Here is a 24,415-nt window from a genome sequence, read left to right as displayed (position 1 = left end):
ATGTTATTAAAAGGATTTAGTATTCCAGAAAACAGTCATCAATATTTATTTGGAGAAGGTCATAATGAATTCTACATTGATCTTGGTATTCAAGAGCAAATGAATTTTTGTCATGAGCAAATTGCAAACCAAAATAATAGTTTCATCCAATATCATATTCATGAAAAAGAAGCTTCTTTACATAATAATATTTGGAATAGGAATATAAAATCGGTAACTGCAATAGTTGGTGAAAATGGTGTAGGAAAATCTACAATTCTAGAGGGTATTTTTAAAAGTAAGTTTTTGTCAGAACCTGATCCGTTAAATAATGATTTATCAGAAGGAAAAAGAGTTTATATTTTTTACACACCACATTTTTCGGTTCCAAGAGGAAGTATTGAATTTAAGAATCGATTTTATATATCAAAATATTTTCAAATAATTGATGATTTAAAAGATACTAATAGTATAGATTTTTCTAAATCTATAGAAATGCATCAATCTTTTAATATTCAAAGAATTATAGATGTTATTGAGCTAAATTTTCTAGAAGATATTGATTTACCTATTTTTGATAAGGTACTAATAGATATAGAAAGTCATAGTGTAACAAATCATAACACCAGTTACGAGTTTAGAGACTTTTTTTCCAATTCACATGATATTTATTCAAAAGAGTACAATCACTTTCCTTTTTTGACAGAAGACTATGAAGGAGATTATGAAAATCATGATGATTTTAATCTAAGATTATTGAAGTACAAACACAGGCTTAAATTAAATTTCATAATAGGAATCATTGAAAAGATTCATCAAATTATGGAAAGATCAGGGAATAAATATTTGTTTGAAGGAAAATACAAAGAAGTGGAAAATTTAGGAGGAATTAATCTACTTGAATATTTTAAACAGTTTATAAATAAAGCCAATTTTAATGATGGTAATAATTTGATTTTACCAAAACTTGAGATTCTTAATTTATTGAATTTTGGTATAGATATTATTGCAAAATTAGAATCAATAAAGAGTAGTACAACTCAGTTCGAAATTTCTTTTTCTCAGACACATCAGTTTATACAATTATACCATAAATTCTTAAAAAGTTTTGGTAGAATATTTACTTATAATAGTTCTCCTTTATTAACATTTAATTCGCCTATAAAATTGAGTACTGGAGAGTTGTCAATGTTTGAAATGTTTGCTAGTTTATTGAATTTACAAAAAAGAATCGAAGCTGATAATTTTGAAAATTATGTTATTCTTCTTGATGAGGCTGATTTAGGTTTTCATCCTCAATGGAAAAAGAAATTTATTTATTTGATTAATAAGTATTTTCCGAAAATATTTAGTGGTAAAAAAATACAAATCATATTTACAACCCATGACCCACTGACCCTTTCTGATATTCCAAAGCAAAATATAATTTATCTTGAAAAGGATTATAGTATAGGTTTAACTAAAATACTTTCCGAAGAAGAAAAAGCTTATATGAAATCATTCGGAGCAAATATTCATGATTTGTTATCTGACAGTTTTTTTATTGACGATGGTTTAATGGGGGAATTTGCAAAGTCCAAGATTGATGAAGTAATTAAATGGATAAATGATAATAAAGATGTCTCTAAAAGAAGTATAGATTTTGATAAAGAATTAAAAGAAAAGCAAATCATAATAAAAATAATAGACGAACCTATTATTCGTAATAAACTTGCTGAAATGATAACTCGATTGCGTAACGATAATACTTTTGAAAAAGATATTCTTCAAAAACAAATTGATGATTTAATAGCAAAAAGAGATAAACTATGATTTATATAAATCCATTAAATCGATGTAACAAAATTGCTTTTGAAATTCATAAGGATAATCTTTCAGATTTTGTAAAAAATAAAGTTAAAGATTTAGGTGAAAATTGTGAAATTAAGAATGAGGTAAAGAGATTATTAACACCAGATAGAATCAGCTTATTAATTAGCAGTCAACCAAATGATTTATTACTTCAAAATGAAAAGTTTTATGAGGATATTGTAGGTTACGACATCAACGGATATAACCAATATAAAGAAAATTTAAAAATTAAAAAAAACGATGAATTATCATCTGAATTAATAAGTAATCGGGAAACCTATAAAAAACTTCATCAAATTTTGAATGAAGTTTTTAACTATAATTCATTTGTGATGAAAAAGGGGCAAAATTCTTATGATGGTTATCAATTGGCAAAAAACTTAGGTGTCCAGACTTGTGTTTACTGTAATAGATTATACACTAAAACTGTTATTAAGGATTTCATATTAAAAAAGAAGAACAAAATTACTAGACCAGAGTTTGACCATTGGTTTCCGAAAAGTAAATATCCATTATTAGCTCTGTCTTTTTATAATCTGATACCTAGTTGTCATATTTGTAATAGTAATTTAAAAGGTGATGATGATATGAGCCTAGATGATTACCTTCATCCTTATTTGGATAAGGAAAGTTTTGATAAAATCAAATTTAGTTATGTATATAAGAATAGCATCGGAGAAAGAACATTTGAAATACAGCCAAATATACTTGATAATGAAAATAAAAAAATCATTAAGACTATTGAATCATTTAAGCTAAAAGAGGTTTATGAAGCACATTTAGATGAGTTAAATGATTTAGTCGCTTTGAGAGATAAGTATTCAGATCGATATTTAGATAATTTACAAAGTATTCTAACAAACTCAAGTAATGTCTCTAAAAACGAGATTTACAGAATGGCTTTTGGAGTGTATTCTGAAGAAGGTGATTTTCACAGAAGACCATTAAGTAAAATGAAGAAAGATATATTAACAGAATTAGGAGTTATTAAAGAAGATGACTATAAGTCTTATGATTAATTATTTATGAGTAAAGTATTATTTCAACTTTGAAGCCATGAAAAAATCAACTCAAAAGATACAGAATTATAAATGTTTTAAAAATCAATTAAAAACAATAGAAGATTTAAATAATTTAAATTCTCAGAAAATTATACTTGAAGGGATTGGGAAAACTGATTCTTATGCCTTTTTGTCAAGAGGAGAAGGTAAATTTGATCTAAAAATTGAATCGTACATATGGAATCAAGAGGATAATGAATCTAATATTGATTTTGAACTTTTTGGAAATTTGTATGAGTCAAAAAGGTTTGGGAACATTAATAGAAAAAATAGTATTTCTGTTTCAAAAGCTCCTTCTTTTGAAACAAATATTGAATTAGATACTTTTTTTTCTAAATCTTTCGAAATGAAAAGTATTTATAAGATGTTTTTTCAAGTAGAATTATCTAAAATAAGGAGTTTTCATACAGAATTTGAAACAGTCCATTATCAAACTGATGAAACCGAATATTTTTATGATTGCATTCGTATTAAAATTGATGGCAATATCTATGATGTAACACAATATAAACATAAGAATAAAGGGTATTTTATATTCGAAAATTTTCATCATCAAGATTTCGAAGAATTTAATGAATTGTGCTTTTCAATACAACAAGCTATAGGTTTTATCAGTAAATTAATGGTAGGTAATGAGAAATTTATTTTTGACGAAGAAGGATGTTTGTATTATACGAATTTTATCAGACCCGAATTAAAGGGAATGTATAGCCCCATAACTACAAATCCTTATTCAAATCTTAATATTGAAAGGGAAATTGCTAAACAATTTCATCCATTATTGACAAGAATATCTTTAAGTACTTTATCTAAATTAGTACATAAAATACATTATGAACCTGAATTTTCAATTGCTATTCTAATATTATTAGAATCAACTTCAATTAGGTCTTTATTGATTATACCTAGTGCTTTTTCAGGAATAATTGAACTATTATCAAAACATCTATTAAACTCTGAAAGTGGACTTGAATATCCAATAAATGACGGTAATTTGAAAGAAAAAGTGATAGAAGAACTACATAAAGTGATTGATGATAATTGTGCAGATTTGTCAAGTGAATATAAATTAAAGTTAAAAAGAAGACTTAATGAAGTAAACAGACCAATCAACCGACAGCGTTTAACTAATAATGAAAAATTAACTCGTCCCTTTGAGTTATTAGGAATAAATCTAACATTGAGGGATATAGACGTCATAGAGCATCGAAATGATTTATTTCATGGGAATATTTTAATGACGAATAGTGAGAGTATATCCGATGACAGAATAAATGATTACATGGGATATGTTTCTGCACGCTTGTTTGTTTTAATAAGTAAACTTATTTTGAAATGCATTGGGTATGAAGGGTATGTTTATAATCATGCAAAATATTATGATAAATTATATAACAATCAATCTGAAGAGGAATGGTTTGAATTGATTTAATTTCTACAGATAAAATAGAAAGTATAGATTTATTTAGTTTTATTTCAAAAAATAATTTCAAAAAATAATTTCAAAAAATTAAATTTGTAAAAAAATAAAGAGAGTAAATACTGTTAGATACCTACGTTTATAGATTATTTATTTTTATATCATGATATAAAAATAAATATATATAGTATAAGAAATAAGTTATACGAAGAAGGGAATACAACCATCAAAGTCTTTGTGCAAAAGATTTGATGTTATGTGGCAGCATATTAATGATACCCGAGCGAAACAACTTAGGATCATTGCTGTAATAGTTTCCGTTAAAGAGTGTTTATTGCTAGAAGTTTTCATCATTGAGAGTTTCTTTAAGATCAGTTTAATAATTGAATTGGTCAATACAAATATAATACTATTTATACCTGAAAGAAAGTAGTGTAACCTGCGAGTTACGAGTTAAATAAGTTAATTTTTTTCTTGTTTAATATTAGCATGTAGTATCTGAACTTGCTATGATATTATGTATTTACTCTCTTTTTATATTCTAAATTATGAAAGATTTTCCCGAATGGTTTAAAATAAAAAGATATCCCCACATTGGATTCCCAATAACAGGTCTACATTTTAATAGGGTATCTGATTATATCTATGAAAAAGACAATATAGAGAAGCATAATTTTTCTCCATTACTATATAGAAGAGTATCACAAAGGAAATTTCGGAAAAAAGAAAATAACCCCAAGGAAAGGGAAAAGAAAAAATTGAAAATAAGGCATTTGTATTTTGCCTCACATATTGATGCCCATATATACAGTTATTATAATCAAATCTTAATTGATAAATATGAGAATTTTCTTCAAGGTAGATTATTTGATAGGTCTGTAGTCGCTTATAGAAAGATACCCATTGAAGTTGGTAAAAAACCTAATTGTTCGAATATTGATTTTGCTAAACAAGCTTTTGAATTTGTTCATAAAAACACAGCTGAAAATCTATCCGTAATAGTTTCAGATATTACAGGTTTTTTTGACAATCTAGATCATAAGATATTAAAAAAGAATTGGAGTAAAATTATTGATGAAAGAAGTTTACCAAATGATCACTATAATATATTTAAGTCTCTTACTAAGTTAAGATACGTACATGAAAAAAAATTGTTTGAGGCTCTTGGGAATAATGTTTATGTGAAAAGAGGAAGACCTCATAAACCTTTCAATCCAATAAATCCTATATATTTAAAAAAGAAAGTATCCAATATTAAATACTTTAAAGAAAAAGATGTTGTTGCTTTTTGTACCAAAGAAGAATTTTATAACAAGTTTAAACAACTAATAGTCACAAACAAAAAAGTAAAGGGCATACCACAAGGAACTCCAATTAGCGCTACTCTTGCCAATATATATATGATCGATTTTGATAATAAATTATCTAAATTCATTGATAATTTAAATGGCTTTTATCAACGATATAGTGATGATATTATTCTTATTTGTGATTCAAAACATGAAGAAAGAATACTTGAATATATGCTTAATTTAATTAAAGAAGAAGTGAAATTAGAAATTCACTTGAAAAAAACTAAATTATATCGATTCATAAGAGTGAATGGTACTTTCGACTGTTTTTTGGTTGATAAAAACAATAAAGCGGTAAAAAATTCTTTGGAATACTTAGGTTTTAAATACAATGGTAAAAAAGTATTAATTAAAGAATCTGGAATAGCTAAATATTATAGAAGTATGAAAAGGTCGATTAGAAGAAGAGCTTTTTATGCGAAATTTAGTAATAATAGAGATAAAAATATATTTAAATCAAGTCTTTATAAAAGGTTTACATATAAAGGGGCAAAAAGAAAACGTTTTACATATAAACCAAAATTTAATAATCCTAAAGAATATATTAAAACTGATATACCATATTGGGGTAATTATTTAAGCTATGTCTATTTATCTAACAAAAAATTTAGGTCTCTAAATATGAATGATAGTATAAAAAGGCAAAGCCGAAAATTTTGGAATAAATATCATAATGAATTAAGGGTGAGGGAGAAAGAGGTTTTTAAGTGTCATAAAACTAAAAGTTTAATAATAAAGAAATCTCAAAACAATAGTACTGAAAATTAAAGTAGATCATAAGAAAGATATTATATGAAGAGAAGTGATTGGAAGAATATAATCATTGGGGTGTTAATAATATTATTGGTTATTTTATTATTTATATTCACTTTAGGGCAAGCTGATCTTACAACAAAAGATAGTGAGTTAGAAGATAAGGAAGATTTAAAGCGAAAACATGCTGTTTCAAACTTACAGTACAGGCATCAAAAACTTAAAGTGATAGTAGAGAAAAAAGAAGGACTTTGGAAAAAATTGCGAAGAATATTTAGCATTATATATTTCGGAGTTAGGCTTTCTTTATCTGCTATTTATATAGGATTTAATGTGATTTTATATTATGAATTCAACATTACAAAGCTTAGTGAATTGTTAAATTGGAATCAACTTGCTTTATTAGTAATATCTTTAGTTTCTTTTATGATTTTTGGAACAATAGCAAATGTAAAAGAGTTTATTTCAAAAATAAAATATTGGTTAGAATTAAAGATATTCAGTAAATATGTTGATATTAATCAGCAAATAACGAAACATGAAAATGAAATGTTAGCTATTAATGATGAAATATCAAAAGCTGAAAATGCTCTGATGTTGAAAACTAATTCAAATCTGGATAATAATGATAACTTAATGAGTTAATAATTTATGTTTCAAAAACTATACAACCTCTACAAAAGTAGTAGCAAGAATACACCATTGGAAGATTTTAATACCGAGGCTTTTGTAGCTATTTTAAAATATCATCCTGATATATTCGATAAGTTTTTAAAATACATTGGTTTAAGTGGAGGAAATTACACTGTAGAAACTCAAGTATGGTATAAATTAGACGAAAATACAGCTTGTAAGCCAGATATTGTGATACAAAATAATAGATGTATTTGTTTTATTGAATCAAAGATTCACTCTAACGAAGGAGAAGGACAATTGGATAATTATAATCAAGTACTAAATAAGGAACCTTTTTCTGAGAAACATTTAATTTATTGTACAAAGAAACACGACCCAAAATCTATTGAGGAGAATAACTTTAGACAATATAGATGGTTTCATTTTGCTCAAGTATTGATACCATTTAGACAATCATATGAACTTGTAAATGATTATATAAATTTTTTAGAACAGCATAATATGACTTTTGATTCATCTATTTTCACAGATATTTCTACCACTCAAGTAAACTTATTACGAACATTAAAATTTGAAGAATACTATATTCAGTTAATTGTTGAAAAATTCAAAGAAATATTTCCGAATGTTGATCTTGATAAGATGACAGAAAAAGATATTAAGGATCAATTGTATCTTAATAATAGACAAGTTGCATATTCAAGCAGTATTTTAAATGATTCACATTGGTCTGAGTTATTATTCGGTATCAATCACTGTAATTCGGAATTTGTTTGTCAAATTTATTTAGATAAGAATGTTAAAGAATTTGTAAAAATAAAATCACATATTTTGAGATCTTTTGAAGATAAAATTAAATCTCAAGATTATGAAAAAGGAACTAGTTTTGCTTTTTCTAAAAGTGTACTTTCTTTTCAGGGAGAAAACGAAGAAGAAGATATCTTAAAATGGTTTGGGGAATGTTTTGAATCTTTTATAATTGTAATTGAAAAATCACCAAATTTTGATTGGAATCCAAATTTATTGAAACAGTCTAATTAATGTTAATTTTCCTTTCATATTCCTTTGTTTTATTAATTTTTGTACCGTATTTGTACTTCGAGTATTCGTGCATTTATTTAAATTGCTGATAATAAGCTGCATATGTAATTGCTTTATTTTCTGTATAGGGAAATGATAATATTTGGAATTGTTGTAGTGTTCTATGTTCGGATATAAAGATTTGAATGATGTATCTGATTTGGAATTTCAATACTCCCCATTTAATAGACCACACCTTATTTGGGTGTATAATCATTTTTTGGTAAGGCTAAGGAATTCGATATAATATTTTATCGTATCTATTGATAATCATGTGTTTATCTTTTAGAGTGACTGGTTTGTTTTTTTTTGGGAAGATAATCATCAGACAGGACAATGGTTAATAGCAATCAACAATTTCAGAAAATAGAAAATCTATTCATCATCAGTAATGAGCAACAAATTGATCACAGATATTGCGGTATAATTGTGTTTTTTTTGGAAATAAAACAAAAGCAATTAAAGGAATTGAGGTATATTTGGTTTAATATGAAAATTACTTGAAATAAAGCAGTACATGAACGATATCGCTCAAATAATAAAGGTCTTAAAAGAATTTAGAGATGAAAGAGATTGGGAACAGTTTCATAATCCAAAGGACTTAGCAATTGCTTTGAATATAGAAAGCAGTGAATTACTAGAAGAATTTTTGTGGAAATCTCATGATGAGGTTCAAAGAGAAAAGGTTGAGGAAGAATTAGCAGATGTTTTTTCTTATGCATTTTTGCTTGCCGATAAATATCAGATAGATGTGAAAGAAATTATTTTTTCAAAGATTGAAAAAAACGCACAAAAGTACCCTGTTGAAAAGTCAAAGGGGAATGCAAAAAAATATGATGAGCTGTAGATGGGAGAATATTCAATTCAGGTAAATCAGTTTGATTTTAATGAACAATTAGATCTATCCTTAGAAGCAAATTTTTTTATCAACAACTTTTGGCCACTCGTGTATATTATTAGCGATGGAAGAACAAATATTGCTTATATTGGAGAAACAGCCGATGCTTATAATCGGATGCAAGCTCATTTGAAAAATGATAAAAAAAGTAGACTGACATCCGTTTTAATGATCACTTGCGATCGGTTTAACAAATCAGCTACGCTGGATATAGAATCTAGCTTGATAAAATATATGTCTGCTGATAAGGTTTTTAAGCTCCTAAATAGCAATATTGGATTATCGGGGCATAATTATTACCAAAAAGAAGAGGTTTATCGGGTTATATTCACACAGGTATGGGATCAGCTTAGAAGACTGGGGATTACAAAGCATTCAATAGAGCATTTAGATAACTCAGATTTGTTTAAATACTCTCCTTATAAAACCCTGAGCAATGAGCAATATGAGGGACTGAAAAGGATTTTAGAAAACCTTTTAAATAAAGACAGTGGGAGTATTATTGCACAAGGTGGAGCAGGAACAGGAAAAACTATTTTGGCAATTTTCTTATTCAAACTTCTTTCCGACGATCTTCAGGATTTTAATTACGATGAACTAGGGAAACACGAACCTGAAATTTCTAGTTTGGTAAAGCAACTCAAAAATACCTATCCAAATCTAAAAATGGCTTTGGTAGTTCCAATGGCTTCATTTAGAAAAACCCTGAAAAAAGTATTTAAAAATATCACTGGACTAAATACAAAAATGGTAATTGGTCCTGCGGAGGTCAGTAAGTCTAAATACGATATTCTATTAGTTGATGAGGCACACAGACTTAGACAAAGAGTAAATTTGGGAGCCTATTATGGCTCATTTGATAAAGCAAGCCTTGCATTGGGATTTGATAAAATGAAGCATAATGAATTGGATTGGATACTTAAGCAATCAGAAAAATCAATTTTTTTCTATGATAGTGATCAGTCTATAAAGCCATCGGATATACCTCAAGCACATTTTGAACGTATCAAAAAGCAAGAAACCACCTCAGTACTTAGACTAAAATCTCAGTTTAGAGCAAAAGGAGGAAACGATTATGTACAGTTTCTAGACAATTTGCTTTATGAAAGAGGAGAAAATACTGAGAAATATTCTTCAAACAAATATGATTTGGTACTTTTTAACTCCATTGAGGATTTTAGATTTCAAATACAAGAAAGAGAAAAAGAACAGGGTTTATCAAGAATGATTGCAGGTTATTCTTGGAAATGGATTTCAAAAAAAGATAAAAGTTTATTTGATATTCAAATAGAAAATACCAATTTCCAATGGAATAGTGTGGCAAATGACTGGATCAATTCCAGCAATTCTTTCAATGAAGTAGGATGTATTCATACTACACAAGGATATGATTTGAATTTTGCCGCCATTATTTTTGGTAATGAAATCATTTATGATCCTATAGAGCAGAAAATAAAGATAGACGAAACCCAATATCATGATAGAAATGGGAAGCAAACAATTAAGAACCCAGAAGAGTTAAAGTCTTATATTTTAAATATCTATAAAACAATTATGTTACGTGGTATTCAGGGTACTTATGTGTATGTCTGCAATCCCGAACTCCGAGAGTATTTCGCAAAATACATCCATCAATATGAAAACAAAAAAGAACCCTTGAAACTTGATAATTACGAAGAAATAGTACCGTATGAGAATGCACTACCCGTTTTTGATTTAAAAGTTTCTGCGGGTGATTTTGGGTATTTTCAAGATCCAAGAGATATTTCTTGGATGAAAATTAAACCTCAAAACAGAATTAATGAAAATATGTTTATATGTCAGGTGATCGGTGAATCAATGAATAAAATTATCCCCAATGGCTCATACTGTATTTTCGAAAAATATTCTGGTGGTTCTAGAAATGGGCAAATTGTTTTGGTAGAAAAAACAGACCTGCATGATCAGGATTTTGGATCTTGTTATACCATCAAGGAGTACTATAGTAAAAAGGAAGTTAGTATAGATGGATGGAAGCATGAGTCTATTAAGTTAAAGCCAAGATCATTTGATGAGACTTACCAGGATATTGTTTTAGAGGAAGATGCCTTAATGAATTTAAAGGTTATTGGACAGTTTTTGAGGGTTGTAGAATAGTTTGCACTGAAAGTAGGTAAAAGCGAAGATGGTAAATATTTGACTTTAGAGAAGGGTGTTTATCTCTGTTTTGAAACGAATTATTTATATAAAAAATATTTGACGGTATTGTCTGTCAAAAAACTAAAAAAGATGAGTGAATTTTTATCAGGAAAGGCGTTAGAAGAGAAGCTGACAGATATTATTTGGAATGCAAAAAAGGAAATAGTTATAGTCTCACCGTTTATAAAATTGGATGATTATATAAAAGAAGTTTTTGAAAAAATAAAGACAAGACATGATATAAGAATACTACTGCTATTTGGGAAAAATGCGTCTAATAAGTCAAGGTCATTTCATCGCAAAGATTTTGAATTTTTTACTGAATTTAAAAATGTAGTGATTGCTTATCATGAGGATCTACATGCAAAGTGTTATTACAATGAATCTGAAGGAATAATAACTTCATTGAACCTGTATGATTATTCGATGATAAACAATATAGAGTATGGTGTTCATTTTTCGAAATCGATTATTGGAACAAATAAATTGTATTTCGATAATGAAGTATTCACCAATGATATTTTAAATAACAAAGCAGAATTAGTGTATGTTAAGGTTCCTATATATTCCTCGAAAATGCTTGGATTTAGAAAGGAATACCAAGATTCAAAAGTGGTTTATGATAATTCCAAATTATTTTTTGGTTTTTTTGATAGTTATGAAAAGGTTCATTTGAATGCTTTGGATTTAAATAAGGAATCATCATTTGAAGAAATATATACTGATAAACCTCATCGAAAGGAAAATAGGAATCAAAAGATGAAAATCAAAAAGCATAAAGGATATTGTATAAGGACAGGAGAGAAGATTGATTTTAATCCTAATCATCCAATGAGTTATGGTGCGTGGCAAATTTGGAATCAATTTGAGAATTATGATTATCCAGAAAGCTATTGTCATGAAACAGGTGAGCCTTCTTATGGAAAAACAACAATGAGAAACCCCATTTTAAAAAATAGCTTTTGAGTTCTTTTTTTTACGAGATACAATGACATTTATCATAGCTGTGATTCATTACATCAATTGAACAGTCAGTTTCATTTAAAGGAATTTTCAAATAACAGAACAACTTGCTAGAATTAAAGTTCTTTCTTTGGGTTGAGTCAATCCATTTAGAACTTCTTATAAAATGAAAATACCCGAAAAATTATTATTGTACACCATCCAACCCTTAGAATGGTATGAAAAGCTATTAAAAGAAGGAATAATCTATGGGGATTCTCAAGCAGAAGGGTATAATATGTTTGAATTTGATGAACCCTATACTTGGATGCGAAATCAGATGGTCCAAAGAGTTGGGGCTCCCAAAAAGGAGGGAGCCGTTCCTATTTGGGCATGGTATCATTATGACAATGCAAAGAAAACCAAACCAGACCTTCGTCATACAGGTCTTGTTGAAAAAGGAAAAAAGGGGATTAGGGTTGGTTTCTTAAAAAATAGGGAAGAGGTATTATTATCAGATTTTGAGCTTTGGCATATACCACTAAATAATGGAAATATTGCAGGATCGGAAGAAGAGGATAATGCTTTTGAAGAGTTTGCTAAAAAATTTGAGTATGTACTCTGGGATATGAAGACTTACCCCAAAGAACTGAAAACAGCTGTGGAAAAAACATGGGAAAGAATATTCGATATGGATTTCGATAATGAATATGCCACCAGACCTTTTGAAAAAAAGAGTATTCAAGCCACTTTTTGGTCCCTGTCTTTAGCAGAAATTGTGGAGGTGAAAGAATTTGTTGGGCGATGATTTTACGTTTGCTTTTCAATGATGAAATGACGACTTATCTCCCACAGAGTTTCTTGTTTTATATGGGGAGGACTACCAGTTGATCAAGGTGGAATATCCGCTCCTGAGGTGCTTTTGTTTATTCGTTAAAAGAATATACATTATTCTTGAAGTGGCTATCAATGAGATAGATGAGTGTTGGTGAGTGATAGTCTTTATAGAGTTAACCGACTGCTAGATATTGGTATGACAAGTGATAATAAGACTGATTACCTACGAAATTTACTCACTTATAGATATCATTCATTATTGAGTTTTAGTATGCAACGGTATAGTAGGTCTATAAGTAATTTTACACTATAAATACACTGTTTGTGATGTATTTTCTCAAAATGCTAAATTAGTTTCAAACTTCACGTAAACATCCAAATACTTCATAAAAAAAAAATACAAACCTATTCTAAATACGCTTAGCACCTATATTTGGTGAAACAACCAGAAATATAGTAGCCTTGAAGTCTCAAAAAGTAATATTATCCATAATAATTACACTCTTATATTGCTTGTACTCATATTCACAAGTGGGGATAGGTACAACAATTTTGCATCAGTCTGCACAGTTAGAACTAAAAAGTACCACGAAAGGCTTTTTGGTTCCAAGGATGACTACATTACAAAAACATAATATTCAAAACCCAGCCGAAGGATTAATGGTTTATTCCGTAAATTCTTGCGGGAATGGTGCAATGTCAATATATTCTAACAACTCATGGACAAATATACCTTCATGTTCAGATACTGATTTTGATGATGACGGTATTCCTGATTCTCTAGATATTGATGATGACAATGATGGAATATTAGATATCTTAGAAGTTTCTGCGGTAAAAGAGAATTTAATAAATCCAAATGGAGATTATAGTGATGGATGGAATGATAACAACCCAGATTCAGGAGTTTTAACTGGTTTAGCTTATAACACAACACCATCAGGGGTTACTGGGAGTATCAGTTACTCGCTTGTAAGAGGTTTTGAAGCTAATAGTGGAAATGTAGCGCGAATAAAAATGTTCAATTATGGTGCTGCAACCAATAGTAATACCTCACAAACGGGACATGGAGTTGTGGATATTAATATTCCTAGCCCAGGAGAAAGCTCTGATAACTTATCAACTGTATCAGCAAATCCGTTAATTTTATTGGATGTAGATGGAGATCTTGAGGCAGATTTAAATATAGAAACATCACAAGGAATAGTAACCGATATTAATAAAATTCAAGCAGCAATCACGAATAATTTAGGAAGTATTTCTGTGACAGATGCAGGAGCTGGTTTATTTAAAATTGTGATGACACCTATGCCAGATCCTTTAGACCCAAATACGGGTCCAGATATTCGAATTGACGTCATTGGAGAATCTGTTACACGATATAGATTGGAGTTTACTAGTTATAATAAAATTGATGTAATTAATTTCCCAGTTTCTAGAGATCTTCTTACAGATCTTGACCCCGATGGTGATGGCGTACCGAATCGTTTTGATCTAGATTCCGATAACGATGGATGTTCAGATGCTCGAGAATCAGGATCTACAACAGATGCTACAATAAACTTTAACTATTCAAATACTGATGTGGGAAGTAATGGGTTTTCTAATACTATTGAAACTTCCGATCTTCAATCTGCAGTAAATATTTCACTCATTGATACCACCAATGCTTACAATAGTGGTGTCGTTTGCCCTTAAATAATAGCATTTAATTTCAAAAGAATCATCAGTATAGATTTGTACATTCTTCTGAAGTCTATTAAATGTTTACTTATACCGTACTTACTATATGTTCATTTACTCACGCGTTCATAATTGAACTTTAGTGCTGTACGGTATTTTTTGCTAATAAAACAAAATATCTCAGCGTTCCATAGCTTCTTAAATAATGCTAGGTCCCCTTTCTAAGGGGATGAATATTTGACTAGTCATTAAACCCTCTTGAATTGTATTTCAAAATTTCAGAAGTAATATTTTCTTTAAGTGTTGTTTGAAGATAGAAAACATATAAATGCCTTTTAGAAATACGATTCTAAAGCATCACACTTCTAGTTTTTTTATTTTCTCTGTAAATGATTTTGAAAGGAGGATTGTGTGTTACGAATGAAACGAAGAATTTATTTGATCGCTATTGTTTTTAGCGATTTTCTTCTTTTTTGAAAACAAGAAACACGCTGTTATTGATTAAGTTTTTATCAAAAAAAAAAATGAATAAATAATACTTCACAAAAAGTAAAGACTCCTCAACAAACCGCATGGCACGTGCGGTTTCGAGATAATATACGACTATTTTTGATCTATATATAAACCAAGACTCAGAGAGAGAAAAGCTCATTTCGAGTAAATGTTATTAAACTTTTTATTTAAAAGCAGGAAGTAAACAGCACCAAACGAACAGCAGTTATTATGGGATCCAGATTTAGAATCTTATTGAGTATGAGCTATGCAAAAAAAACTACAATGTTAAAATATCTCACAGTAATAATTACCGGTTTACTAACCACCAATTTATTAGCCCAAAACACAATTGGACTAATAAGTTATGACAAAGAATTATCCTTTGAAGGTTATAATTTGATTTTCCCACATAATCAACAGACTGTTTTTTTATTGAACAACTGTGGAGAAGTTGTTCACAAGTGGGAAGACTTTATTTATAAGCCCGGAAACTCTGTATATCTCTTGGAGAACGGAGATTTAATTAGATGTGGAAGAAGTGCAAATTTAGGACCAGCAACAAATATATCAGCTGGTGGTGCTGGAGAAATGGTAGAGAGACGTAATTGGGATGGAGATCTCCTTTGGAGATACACTTATAAAAATTTTAATGTTAGGATGCATCATGATGTTGAGATATTACCTAATGGGAATATCCTAATTCTTGCTTGGGAGAAAAAGAATCTCTCAGAATGTATAGCGCATGGAAGAGATAGTAATACGCTTAGTGAAAATGAGCTTTGGCCAGATCATCTTATCGAAGTAGAACCCGTAGGTTTGGATAGTGCAAATATTGTATGGGAATGGCATGCCTGGGATCACCTTGTTCAAGAGCTGGATTCAACAAAGCTGAATTATGGGATCGTCTCTGAGCACCCAGAATTGATCGATATCAATTATGACAACAACAACCAAAAAGCTGACTGGATGCACTGCAATTCTATAGATTACAATGAGGAACTTGATCAAATACTGATTAGCGTTCCAACGTTCAATGAGATTTGGATCATTGATCACAGTACTACAACTGCTGAAGCTGCATCACATTCTGGTGGAAATAGTGGAAAAGGTGGTGATTTAATCTACCGTTGGGGAAATCCTTCAGCCTATCATCGCGGAGACTCAACAGATCAAAAACTATTTTTCCAACATGATGCACAATGGAATAAATCCTTTTTAACGGATACCAATAATTATTTCAATATGATTTCGGTTTACAACAACCGTGTAAATTATCAGTACTCCTCTGTAAATGTAATCAATCCTGTTTTTAATACTTCCACCCAATCTTATGAGTTAAATAACACCTTTGCACCCAATGATTTTGAATGGACTTATGTGCATCCAGATACTGCTAAAATGAAAAGCTTTGGACTCTCTAGTGTGCAGAAACTACCCAATAATAATACACTTATTTGTGTGGGAGTTAAAGGTTATTTATTTGAAATAACTCCGAATGAAGAAATTGTATGGGAATATATAAATCCATTTCATGAAGGTACTCCATCTTTCCAGGGGGCAATTCCTGGAACCATAGTTAACATATTTAATCTTAAAAGATACCCAACTACCTATTCAGCATTTGTAGGAAAAGATCTTTCTAAAAAGGGGTATATAGAATTGGGACCTAATGAAACTTTTTGCGAAACGATATCAGTTGATGAAGTATCCACAAAAGACTTTGTTCTATATCCTAACCCTACCTCCAATAACATAACCTTGGATTTTGATCAAAATGACACGTATCAGATAAGGATAATAGACGCTCAAGGCAGAATGCTAATTGAAAACCAACTACAAGGAAATCACATCAAAATTGATATCTCCGAGTTTAACGCAGGTATATATTTTGTAAAAATAAACGACTCTTTAACCAAGAAAATTTACGTAAAGAACTAAAAAAACAATCCGTATGAAATCAAACATAAAAATTACATTTTGTTTATTATTTATGCTAATGATAAATGAGGAAACCTATTCACAAATAGGTATAGGAACCATAACACCTCATGCTTCATCTATTCTAGATATAAGCTCTACTGATAAAGGTGTATTGATTCCACGAATTAATTCACACACCGATGTATCTAGTCCTGCTGAAGGGTTGATTATTTATGATTTATCTGATAATTGTGTCAATGTTTACAATAACTCATCTTGGATAAACTTGTGTAATACAGGATCAGGAGGCGGAAACTCAGGAGGCGGAAACTCGGGAGGCGGAGGAGTTTCTTTTTCACCTGAGCCTATTAGCCTATCCAAAGCAATCCTCAAGCCTTTATATGACTTAGGATCTAATTCTCATCCATCAAATAGATATGGAAGAGGGATAGATTACTCTGGAGATGGAACAACATTAGCTGTACTTTCTGGGAGAACTCAGTTTGCTGCTACAAATTATGGGGGAGGGGTACATATTTACACCAACAATAACGGATATTTCGTAGAAGATACATTAATCAATACTCATCCTGAAACCTACAGTAATATGCAAAGTGTTTATATGGAAAAAGGAGTAGCTATTTCAGAAAATGGAAATGTTTTGGCAATAGGTGTTGGAGTTGATGCAACCGGAGCCAACCCCAATTATAGTGCCGTTCAAATTTTTGAACGTACAGGAACCCTCTGGGAATATAAAAGTAGCCTGATAATAAGTTTTCAAAATTTTGGAGGCGGTCAAAAAACTCTTAGAATTTCTGACGATGGTAATAGAATTTTTGTAGGATCTCAAAGTTCTACTGAAAATAAGGTGTTAATTTACGATCGTAATGGAATAAATTGGGATCTTACTACTATACAGAATGATGAGAATATTACAGGTATCATTGAATCCAATAGAACTTTCGGATACGCTATAGGAATTACGAATGATGGTACCAAATTAGCCGTATTAGGAGTTGGTGGAGCTGCTAGCCCTGTTGAGAATAAACTAGGTAAAGTAGCTATTTATGAATTAAACACCGCTACAGGAAATTGGGATTATAAAGCTACGCTAGATGATGGAATCTCAACTCCAAATCAATTCCAATGGCGTACAGACCCCTTCTCAGTATCTTTCAGTGGAGATGGTTCCGTTCTGGCTGTTAGTTTTGTGGACTTTGATGGCTACTATGGTACCGGGCATATAGGTAGAGTTAGTATTTACAGAGAAAACGCTAGTAACCTCACCACTGGCTATGATTTAGAGCAAACGATTATAAGATCAGACATCTATACCGATCTTAGCATTCCTGAGGTTGTAGAAGATAGTCGTTTTGGAAGAGATGTTACACTTTCTAATGATGGAAGCACTCTATTTGTGGGATTAAGGCATAAAGATCCCGATGATCGTGGTTTGTACAACTGTGGTTCCATACTCAAATTTGATTATGATAATACTAATACCACTTGGAGCTTAAGTAAAACTCTAGAAGCAGTTAATAAAAATAAAAATAATGACTTTGGAGAAATAATTCGGATAGATCATAATAACAGTCATATTTTTACAACTGATATACAGGATATTTCTTATTATTTTAACGCAGCTTCTAGTTCTAATGAAAGATCTGGCGGTGTTCATCAATTCTAAGAAATAATCGGCATAATATTTCATGGTAAATTAACACCATTAATGGTATTACTTCCCCTTCACTTGTGGTTTTATTAGCATTTTTAATTATGAAGGGGAAGTTTAAAAGCTTTTGCTCTTAAAGAGAGTTTTTTACTCATATGAAATACTATCTTTTACTGAAATATAATATTTATAACAAAATGAATGATATAAAATATCAATACTTAATAAAAACCTTAAAATACTTCACAAAAAAGCAACAAAACTCTACTCTTATATAAAAAGAATATATGTTTGTATAAACCACACCAATAAGAAAACCGCAATGAAATCTACCATAATATCCTCAGCCATATCTTTATTTACGCACAAATGGGGAATGGGTCAACTACCATCTTAAAAAAGAGTTTCTAACAGAAGGTCGTCTATTACACATCTAAAACAAAATCAATAAACATATTACGTGTTTTTTTAGCTTAAAGTAGGTGGGAAAACATTTTTTTTTACCTATTCGGATTTAAAGCTAATGAACATCGATCGATCAGGTCTTGATAAAATCATCGGTTAAAATACGTATGTTTTATTAAAATATGGCTGTTATTTTATTGTGATTATTGTTTTGAAAGTAAGTGTATTAGGTTATATTTGTTTAAAGTGCTTAATAACTCGGTATTGATTAGTGAAGTTAAACGCATCAAAAAAAAACTAAAAAAAAAACAATCGTAAGAGCTAAAATTGACTGTGAAAAAGATACAAGTACATATTAAATTAAAATATTTCAGAAAACTATACAGGAGTCAGTGTTTTTTGTTTAAAAAAATAGATGCAAAAGTCTTTATATATTTTGGAATCTATCTACTTTTTTCTTTTTCTTCTTTTGGACAAGACAAGTGTAAGCATGGTTATTATTATCGGAATATAGAAAAACAGTTTCAGCAAATTTCTAATTTGCATATATATGGTGACACTGCTCAAAACCTTGTGAAAATAGATCGTCTAATACGAAAAGAAAAAAATGAAATTTTAAAAGATCATCTTTACCTTGCTAAAATGCTTATCATAAAAAATGATAGTATTAAACATCATTATCTCCATGATATTATTTTTAATAAACCCAATGTATTAAACGACTGTAAGCATGCAGATGTAATAGTAGAGAATTATTTATTGACCTCAAAGAAAAACAATATTTATCAAATAAAAATTGCTACTATCTATTACCTCAAGGAAATAAATAGAGGATTATCAGATGAATATATCTATGAGTCCTTAGGGAATTTATTCTACTATTTACAAGATTATGAATTGGCATTGAATTTTTTTAAACTGCAGCTAAAAATCAAAAAAGGTCAAAAAGCAATTGCGTCTTTACATAATAATATTGGTTTAGCTTATAAAGCTTTAGGGCATAAAGATGAGGCTTATGAGGCATTTCACAACGCATGGAGACTGTGGGGAAATAAAGATACAGCTCAAGCTGATTTAGCCTACTCTGCGTACTTCAAATTAGTAATTGAGTCGAATATGGAAGATATAAAGGAGGATAGATCAATTGAAAAACTAATAGAAATTACGAAAAAGAGAATACAAGTAGCTAAACTGTTTAATAGAGCCGTAGTATTTGAAAACTATATTCAACTTGCTTATCTATATTTAAGTATGGAAAATTATGAGGCTGCCAAAACAGCGCTAACTACTGCGGAGAAGGATTCATTGCTGGGTATTAGACCTTTGAGTGTGAAATCACAATTGCGTTACCATAGTGTAAAAGAACAATTATATATAAATAGTAATAATAGCAAAAAGGCACAATACCATAAGAAGGAACTCCATAAAGTCCGTAAATTAATCAACCAAAATAAAAAGAAAGCAAAGAAAGAAGCCTTGTTTTTAGACAAATTTTGGAACGCCCAATTATTAGTAGTAAAAGAGGAATCCTTAAATCATGAACAACGACTTAATAAGAGATTATATATCTTATCGGGTATACTTATTCTAGTTTCTATCTGGTTAGTTTATATGATTATCAATCAAAAAAAGATTCAGAGAAAATTAATCAAACAGTCTAGAACATTGAATATTGCTTTAGAGAATTCAAAGTTTTTAATGAATGAGGTATATCACCGAGTTAAGAACAATTTACAAATGGTAACCTCAATAGCGCAGATTGATTATTATAAAAATAAAGGAAATTTTGATTTCCAAAACTTCAATAGTAAAATATCAGCACTAACTATTGTTCATGAACAACTATATAAAGCAAATCAAATTAACGAGATAAACATTAAGGACTATTTACAACAATTGTTTTCCACTATTTCTAAATCTTATTCCGCTCATTTTGATTATCAGCTTGATATAGATGGGATATATTGTTCCTCTCAAAAGGCTATTCATTTAGGTCTTTTGATAAACGAACTCATTAGTAACTCTTTAAAACACGCTGACAGTGGAGAAAATACGAAGCTGATTTTAAACTTTTCGTTAAAACATGATATAGATGATATTTATACAATTGATTTTTACGATAGTGGAAAACCCTCTCAAAATGTCAATCACGTTGAAAAAAGTTTTGGTCAATCATTGATAAAGATGATCGTTCAAGAACTTGAAGGAGAAATTATACCAATCGCACAAGAACCTTTTAGGCTTAAAGCCAAACTAAAGAACTTAAATATATGGAGAAAAGTATATTAATTGTGGAAGATGAAAGCTTTATCGCTCTATCTATAAGGTTATTCCTAGAAAATAACAATTATATTGTTCTAGGGATCTGTAGTTCTGCTGAAGATGCTTGGGAAAAATGTAAAAATTTATCTCCGTCTATCGTACTTCTTGATATTGATCTGGAAGGAAGTAGAAATGGAATTTGGTTGGCAAAAAAAATTCGAAGTCTAGGTTTAGCAATTAAAATTGTCTTTTTGACGGGTAAAGATGACTCCCAAATATTATCTCGGGTCTATAAAACAAAACCTGAAATATTCTTAACAAAACCGTTTAATTTCAAAGCCTTATTGTTTAATCTTAATAACTTAATAACTAAGAGTATTGAGTTAAAGAAAGAGAAGACTATAATTATCCAAGAAGGAAAAAATTCTTATAGAATTAACTATGAGAACATACTTTATATTATGAGTGAAGGAAATTATCTCAATATTCTTTTAAAAGAAGATAAGATGATTGTGATTCGACTAAAAATATCTGAAATTATACCTATTTTACCACCTAATAAATTTATAAGAACTCACTTAAGATATATAGCAAATATCCAAGAAATACAGCGGATAAATCGAAATGAAATTGTTGTAAACAATCAAAAGCTTCCCGTTTCAAAACCATATCAAGCTGCTGTTTCTTCCCTTTTTGAGGGAAATGAGATGGAATAATTTTTCTGAATGTCTTAGAACTCTTTGGTCCCTGTCTTTAGCAGAAATTGTGGAGGTGAAAGAATTTGTTGGGCGATGATTTTTACTGAAGCCAATTAATTTACTTTATTACCACCTTGCCAATTCTCCAAAATACTTTTATATTCTTCAAACCGATGTACTCTTATTGGACGGATATAAGGTTCTGTTTTAAAGTAAAGAAGCAAACAAGGAGCAATTTTTTTGTATTGACCCACGTATTCAAACTTAATTAGTTCGTCAGCTTTTATTCTTTGTTTAATTCGGTTATGGTAAGGATACATATTTTAGTACAAAAATACGTATTATGACGCAAGATGTCGTTGCTATAAAATATCTTTGTAATACATCAAAAACGAATATCTTTATACTTTGAAATCATTTAGAAGATGAATACACTTTCATAGTTTAGAACATAAAACAAACCACCATGTCTCAAAATAATAATATCACTTGTCCAAATTGCCAAGAAGTTTTTAAGGTAGATGAATCTCTTTATCATGATATTACTAAACAAGTTCGGGATGAGCAGTTTGAAAAAGAAATAGCCGAGAAATTGACTCTTGCTAATAAGGATAAAGAAACTGCTTTGCAATTAAAAACATCGGAACTAAAGCAGGAGTTTCAACAAGAATTGGCAATAAAACAACAAGAAATAGAAGCCTTGAAAATCAAGAGTAAAGCTCAGTTGATGGATGAGGTTTCTAAGAAAAAAAGCTTGATTAGCGCATTAGAATCTAAGCTGGAACAGGCTGAAACACAGAAAAAGCTAGAGTTATCTCAGGTGGTAAATGAAGTGCAAGATAAAATTGTTAAAAAAGAGCACCTTATTCGTGATTTACAGTCAAAGCTAGACCAAGCTGAAAGTTATAAAAAATTAGAAATTACGAATGCTGTTACACTTGAAAAAGAAAAAATAGCAGAGAAAGAACTGAGGATAAAAGCACTGGAATCGGCATTGGAACAAGCGGAGACCCAAAAAAAATTGGAACTTACCACGGCAGTTAATCAAGTAGAAAAGGAGAAAGATCAGCTAGAGAATGCGCTTAAACATAAGGATGCTGAAAAAGAATTATTGGAACAAGCCTTAAAACAGCAACATTCTAATGAATTGATCGCCAAAAATGAAGTGATCAAATTAAGAGAAAATGAAATAGAGCGTCTTCAGGATTTCAAACAAAAGCTCTCTACAAAAATGCTTGGGGAAACCTTAGAACAACATTGTGAAATAGCATTTAATAAACTCCGATCTACGGCTTTTCAAAATGCCTATTTCGAAAAAGATAACGATGCTTCTGGAGGTACAAAAGGGGATTATATTTTCAGAGAAGAAGATGGGAACGGAAATGAAATTGTTTCCATCATGTTTGAGATGAAAAACGAAAATGACCAAACTGCTACCAAAAAGAAAAACGAAGACTTTTTTGCAAAACTCGATAAAGACCGTAAAGCAAAAGGTTGCGAATATGCCGTTTTGGTCTCTTTATTAGAAACAGAAAATGAGTTTTACAACACAGGAATTGTTGATGTTTCTCATAAATATGAAAAAATGTATGTGATACGTCCTCAGTTTTTTATCCAAATAATCAGTCTGCTAAAAAATTCGGGAATGAAGGCGTTGGCTTACAAACAGGAATTGAGTATGATGAGAAATCAGAATATAGATATTACAAATTTTGAGGCAAAAATGGAAGCCTTTAAAACAGGTTTTTCTACCAACTATGAAAGAGCCACAAGAAAATTTGCGACAGCCATTTCTGAAATAGATAAAACAATTTCTCACCTTCAAAAAACCAAAGATGCTTTATTGTCTTCAGATAGAAATCTCCGCTTAGCAAATGATAAGGCTCAAGGACTTACTATAAAAAAACTGACTTATAATAATCCCACAATGAAACAGAAATTTAAGGATTTAGAAGATTAATTTTTCGAAAATGATGTTCTCGATAAAATTTTCTTCCGTTTCTCTACAGAAAATTCACTCGAACTGACAAAAGTGATACAATTTCTTTTCCGATTCTCTCCAAAGAAATCACTTCCCGATGGGTCGGGACAGGCTGAACTGATTGAGATATAAAAATTGTATCGAGTATGTCAGTTCGAGTGGTTTTTGATGAAATGCAATGGAATCAAAAATTGTATCGAGTACAAAATCTGAGAATCAAGACTCGGTTCTCGATAAAAATTTTCTTCCGTTTCTCTACAGAAAATTCACTCGAACTGACAAAAGTGATACAATTTCTTTTCCGATTCTCTC

16 protein-coding genes are annotated in these 24,415 nt (G+C 30.0%); all 16 read left to right on the top strand.

The features are described from left to right. Positions 1-1,791: an ATP-binding protein gene (locus tag N4A45_06855; GenBank protein MCT4664937.1), complete on the top strand. Its 1,791-nt coding sequence runs from the start codon at positions 1-3 to the stop codon at positions 1,789-1,791. Then, positions 1,788-2,849, top strand: coding sequence for a hypothetical protein (locus tag N4A45_06850; GenBank protein MCT4664936.1), 1,062 nt, complete (start codon positions 1,788-1,790; stop codon positions 2,847-2,849). The genes N4A45_06855 and N4A45_06850 overlap by 4 nt, the downstream gene beginning before the upstream one ends. Positions 2,850-2,886: 37 nt before the next feature. Beyond that, positions 2,887-4,323, top strand: a complete 1,437-nt coding sequence (locus N4A45_06845; GenBank protein ID MCT4664935.1) for a hypothetical protein — start codon at positions 2,887-2,889, stop codon at positions 4,321-4,323. 536 nt (positions 4,324-4,859) lie between these two features. Further along, positions 4,860-6,431, top strand: coding sequence for a reverse transcriptase domain-containing protein (locus N4A45_06840; GenBank protein ID MCT4664934.1), 1,572 nt, complete (start codon positions 4,860-4,862; stop codon positions 6,429-6,431). A 24-nt stretch (positions 6,432-6,455) separates the two neighbouring features. Then, the gene (locus N4A45_06835; protein ID MCT4664933.1) at positions 6,456-7,061 is read left to right on the top strand and encodes a hypothetical protein; all 606 of its coding nucleotides are present in this window, start codon (positions 6,456-6,458) and stop codon (positions 7,059-7,061) included. Positions 7,062-7,067: 6 nt separating this feature from the next. Continuing rightward, a complete protein-coding gene (locus N4A45_06830) occupies positions 7,068-8,093 on the top strand; it encodes a PD-(D/E)XK nuclease family protein (protein ID MCT4664932.1) in 1,026 nt (341 codons plus the stop codon). 556 nt (positions 8,094-8,649) lie between these two features. After that, positions 8,650-8,979, top strand: a complete 330-nt coding sequence (locus N4A45_06825; protein ID MCT4664931.1) for a nucleotide pyrophosphohydrolase — start codon at positions 8,650-8,652, stop codon at positions 8,977-8,979. Beyond that, the gene (locus N4A45_06820) at positions 8,980-11,166 is read left to right on the top strand and encodes a DUF2075 domain-containing protein (protein MCT4664930.1); all 2,187 of its coding nucleotides are present in this window, start codon (positions 8,980-8,982) and stop codon (positions 11,164-11,166) included. It abuts the gene before it with no gap. Between the two features lie 132 nt (positions 11,167-11,298). Next, a complete protein-coding gene (locus tag N4A45_06815; GenBank protein ID MCT4664929.1) occupies positions 11,299-12,174 on the top strand; it encodes a phospholipase D family protein in 876 nt (291 codons plus the stop codon). A 163-nt stretch (positions 12,175-12,337) separates the two neighbouring features. After that, on the top strand, positions 12,338-12,958 hold the full coding sequence (locus N4A45_06810) for a DUF3841 domain-containing protein (protein MCT4664928.1): 621 nt from the start codon (positions 12,338-12,340) through the stop codon (positions 12,956-12,958). A gap of 641 nt (positions 12,959-13,599) precedes the next feature. Continuing rightward, positions 13,600-14,685 carry a hypothetical protein gene (locus N4A45_06805; GenBank protein ID MCT4664927.1) on the top strand — a complete coding sequence of 362 codons (1,086 nt, stop codon included), beginning with the start codon at positions 13,600-13,602 and terminating at the stop codon, positions 14,683-14,685. A gap of 762 nt (positions 14,686-15,447) precedes the next feature. Further along, positions 15,448-17,103 carry an aryl-sulfate sulfotransferase gene (locus N4A45_06800; protein MCT4664926.1) on the top strand — a complete coding sequence of 552 codons (1,656 nt, stop codon included), beginning with the start codon at positions 15,448-15,450 and terminating at the stop codon, positions 17,101-17,103. A 13-nt stretch (positions 17,104-17,116) separates the two neighbouring features. Beyond that, a complete protein-coding gene (locus N4A45_06795) occupies positions 17,117-18,772 on the top strand; it encodes a hypothetical protein (GenBank protein MCT4664925.1) in 1,656 nt (551 codons plus the stop codon). Between the two features lie 723 nt (positions 18,773-19,495). Next, positions 19,496-21,451, top strand: a complete 1,956-nt coding sequence (locus N4A45_06790; protein MCT4664924.1) for a hypothetical protein — start codon at positions 19,496-19,498, stop codon at positions 21,449-21,451. Further along, positions 21,433-22,140, top strand: coding sequence for a response regulator transcription factor (locus N4A45_06785; protein ID MCT4664923.1), 708 nt, complete (start codon positions 21,433-21,435; stop codon positions 22,138-22,140). Before N4A45_06790 ends, N4A45_06785 begins: the two co-directional genes overlap by 19 nt. 448 nt (positions 22,141-22,588) lie before the next feature. Beyond that, positions 22,589-24,082: a DUF2130 domain-containing protein gene (locus tag N4A45_06780; protein MCT4664922.1), complete on the top strand. Its 1,494-nt coding sequence runs from the start codon at positions 22,589-22,591 to the stop codon at positions 24,080-24,082. Positions 24,083-24,415 lie beyond the last annotated feature (333 nt).

This window comes from Flavobacteriales bacterium (genome assembly GCA_025210805.1).
Taxonomy (GTDB): Bacteria; Bacteroidota; Bacteroidia; order Flavobacteriales; family CAJXXR01; genus JAOAQX01.
Note: the sequence above shows the minus strand (reverse complement) of the source record. Positions and strands in the feature narration are given on the sequence as shown.